The sequence below is a fragment of the Methanofollis sp. genome, assembly GCF_028702905.1.
In the GTDB taxonomy this organism is placed as follows: Archaea; Halobacteriota; Methanomicrobia; order Methanomicrobiales; family Methanofollaceae; genus Methanofollis.
The window spans coordinates 1-2,914 of sequence record NZ_JAQVNX010000178.1; the positions used below are offsets into that span (position 1 = coordinate 1).

The window sequence follows — 2,914 nt, forward strand, 5'->3', positions numbered from 1 at the left end:
CGGGGGTGCTGGCCTCGAAAGCCTTCGTCTTCTCGACTCCCTCTGGTCGTCCCCGACTCAGGATAAACCCCGGGAAGACAGAGCAGAGATCCTGAAGGAGGTGGTTACCATCCCTCCCCTATCCTAATGGTGGTGGGACCGGGGGTGCGACCGAAGGGAGCTTGAGAAAACGGAACGTTTTCGAGCGATGCCCCCCGGACAAGATGCCGCTCCACTGATTTATCCCTGGAGATAATGCCTTCCCATGTTTCTCCCGGGATTTTCTTCGAAGCCTTCGTCTTTTCAAGTTCCCTCCGGACTCCCATTTAAGACTCTATCCGGAACAATGTGATAGAAAAAAAGAACCGCACCGACCCCCTCAGGGCCGGCACTCTATCCTATCCTTACGCGGAGACGGAAAGTCCGTTCTCCTCCGCGATCTCCAGGTACGCGGCGGCGAGGTACTCCACCTGCGCCCGGGAGAGGCCGTAGGTGTTGAACTTCCAGACCTTCGTCGCCCCGGGAATGACGCCGACGATCCCCTTCTTCTTCAGCGCGGAGGAGAGGAAGAAGCCGCGTTTTTTGTGCGTCTCGGCCACCCGATCGAAGGAGGCGGTCGTGTCGACGCGGGTCAGGGTGTGGCGCCGCGGCATCTCGGACCTGATCTCCGTCCCCTCGATCGAGGCCAGGGCGTTGACGAAGAGCGTGCCATTGGCAAGGTGCTCCTCCCAGTGGTTCACCCGCTCCCGCACATGCGGGAAGGAGGCCATCATGCCCATGAGGGTGACGCCCATCAGGGTGCATCCCATCATCTCCACCTCCTTCAGCCCGAAGGTCCGGCCGGTGACGTCTCCCTTGATCGTCGTCGTCCTGAAGACCTCGTCGGCACGCTCCGCGGTCGTGGCGAGCACGCCCGAGGGCGCCGGCGCCGCCATGCTCTTGTGCCCCGACCCGACGACGAAGTCGACGCCGAGGGCCTTCCCGTCCACAGGCAGGATGCCGACCGTGTAGGCGCCGTTGAGGAGGACAGGGACGTCGTACTGGTGGGCGACGCGGGCGATCTCCTTCACCTCATGGAGATTGCCGTACTGGTAGTCGACATGGTCGAGGAAGAGGAGGACAGGCGGCCGCCCGAAGGTCCGCACCGCCTCTTCGAGTTTTTCCGCCGCCGCCTCGGCCCTGATGATATTCTTCCCGTCCTTCGGGATCTCCAGGGGCACGCCCCCGGTGTTCTCGACGGCCAGGAACTCGGTGTAGTGGGAGAGGCCGGTGAGCATCACCGGGTCGCCCTTCTGCACATAGGTGCCGGCGACCGCCTGGAAGCCGCGCCTCGCGCCGGGCACGACCCGCGCCTCGTCCATGCCGACGAATGCCGCGAGGTCGTCGTGGAAGACGTTGATGGCCGGCTTTTCGATGTAGTCCAGCCTGAAAGGTTTCCGGCAGTTGTCGCAGACCGAGTAGCCGTCGCCCCAGGCGATGATCGCCTTCATCGCGTCCGCGGTCAGCCTGCCGCCGGCCTGGATCGGGTCGATATTGATGGACATCTCTTCGAGGTCGCGTGCCTCGATATCGGCCGTGCACTTCATCGGGCCAGCTCCTGCTCAAGAGTATTGATCTGTTTTTTCAGTTTTTCCAGGGCCTTTGCGGCCTTTGCCCGCTGCTCCTCATCGAGATCGTGAAGGGGCGCCGTCTCCCGCATCAGCACCCGCAGATCGGTGAGGAGGAACATCGCCTGAAATATTGCGTCCACAGCCCGCTGTGTCACAGAATCACCACCCTCATATTGTGCACCCGCTATTAGATAGTGGTGACGCTCCCCTTCACTTTCAGGGTCCGCCGGAGAGCTCTATATACGACCGGCAGATGAGGTCTTGATAAAGATGAAATTCGTCCATATTGCCGATACGCACCTCGGCCTTGCGGCCTTCAATAAAATCGACCCCGAGACCGGGATGAACCTGCGGGAAAAACTGGTCTACGAGAATTTTCTTGCGGCCGTCGACATGGTCATCAGGGAGAGGCCCGACGCCGTCGTCCACGCGGGCGACCTCTTCCACACTGTCAGGCCGAAGACCAGGGCCTACACGACGGTCCTCGAGGCCCTGGACAGGCTGCAGGACGCGGGCGTCCCCCTCATCCTCATCGCCGGCAACCACTCGATGGCGAAGACCAGGTACACCGAGTCGCCCTTTGCCGTGCTCGCATACCATGGCGCCGAGGTCCATGCCGCGTACCGGTACCGGTACGAGAGGGTGGAGGTCGGCGACACCGTCTTCCACCTCATCCCGAACATGCTTGAGGCAGGCGACTACAGGGTCGCCTTCGACGGGGTCGACCTCTCTCCCTCATCGGCCAATGTGCTGGTCACCCACGGCCTCGCGAGCATGGTCGCCGACAAAAAACTCCACACAATCGCGGAGCACGAGATCGACAACACGATGATCTCCGACGACTTCGACTACATCGCCCTCGGCCACTACCACGGGCAGATGCAGGTCGGCAGCCGCGCCTGGTACAGCGGGTCCCTGGAACACTGCACGTACGGCGAGATCCATGACAGGAAGGGGGGCCTTGTCGTCGACACGGCGACGGGTCGGGTCACGCCCCTCGCCCTCCCGAAGACCCCGATGTACGACCTCGGCACCCTGGACTGCGCCGATCTTTCGGCCGGCGGTGTCGCCGACGCGATTGCCGGCGCGGTGGAGAGGGTCGCCGCTCCCCATGCGATGTGCCAGGTCACGGTCGCCGGTGTGGGGCGGGAGACGCTCCGCGACCTCGGGCGCCGCGGCCCTGCCTGCGCCGCCGACGGCCTCCTCGACCTGAAGGTGAGGGCCGAGGTGGCCGAGGAGGAGGTCCCCCGCCTTGCCGGCGGCGACCTTGCCGGCCTCGACTATGTCGCCGAGTTCGGGCGGTTCCTGGGCGAGAAGCACCTCCC

General features: G+C 63.6%; 3 protein-coding genes. 1 reads left to right on the top strand and 2 read right to left on the bottom strand.

Annotated elements, in window-relative coordinates; all coding sequences use genetic code 11:
* Positions 1-383: 383 nt before the first annotated feature.
* On the bottom strand, positions 384-1,565 hold the full coding sequence (gene pscS, locus PHP59_RS12385; RefSeq protein ID WP_300167425.1) for an O-phospho-L-seryl-tRNA:Cys-tRNA synthase: 1,182 nt from the start codon (positions 1,563-1,565) through the stop codon (positions 384-386).
* Positions 1,562-1,744 (bottom strand): hypothetical protein, encoded by a 183-nt coding sequence (locus PHP59_RS12390; RefSeq protein WP_300167427.1) that lies wholly within the window; start codon positions 1,742-1,744, stop codon positions 1,562-1,564. The genes pscS and PHP59_RS12390 overlap by 4 nt, the downstream gene beginning before the upstream one ends.
* A gap of 115 nt (positions 1,745-1,859) precedes the next feature.
* Here PHP59_RS12390 and PHP59_RS12395 point away from each other — a divergent pair.
* Positions 1,860-2,914, top strand: a 1,055-nt coding sequence (locus PHP59_RS12395) for a metallophosphoesterase (RefSeq protein ID WP_300167429.1), incomplete at its 3' end; no start/stop codon positions are given.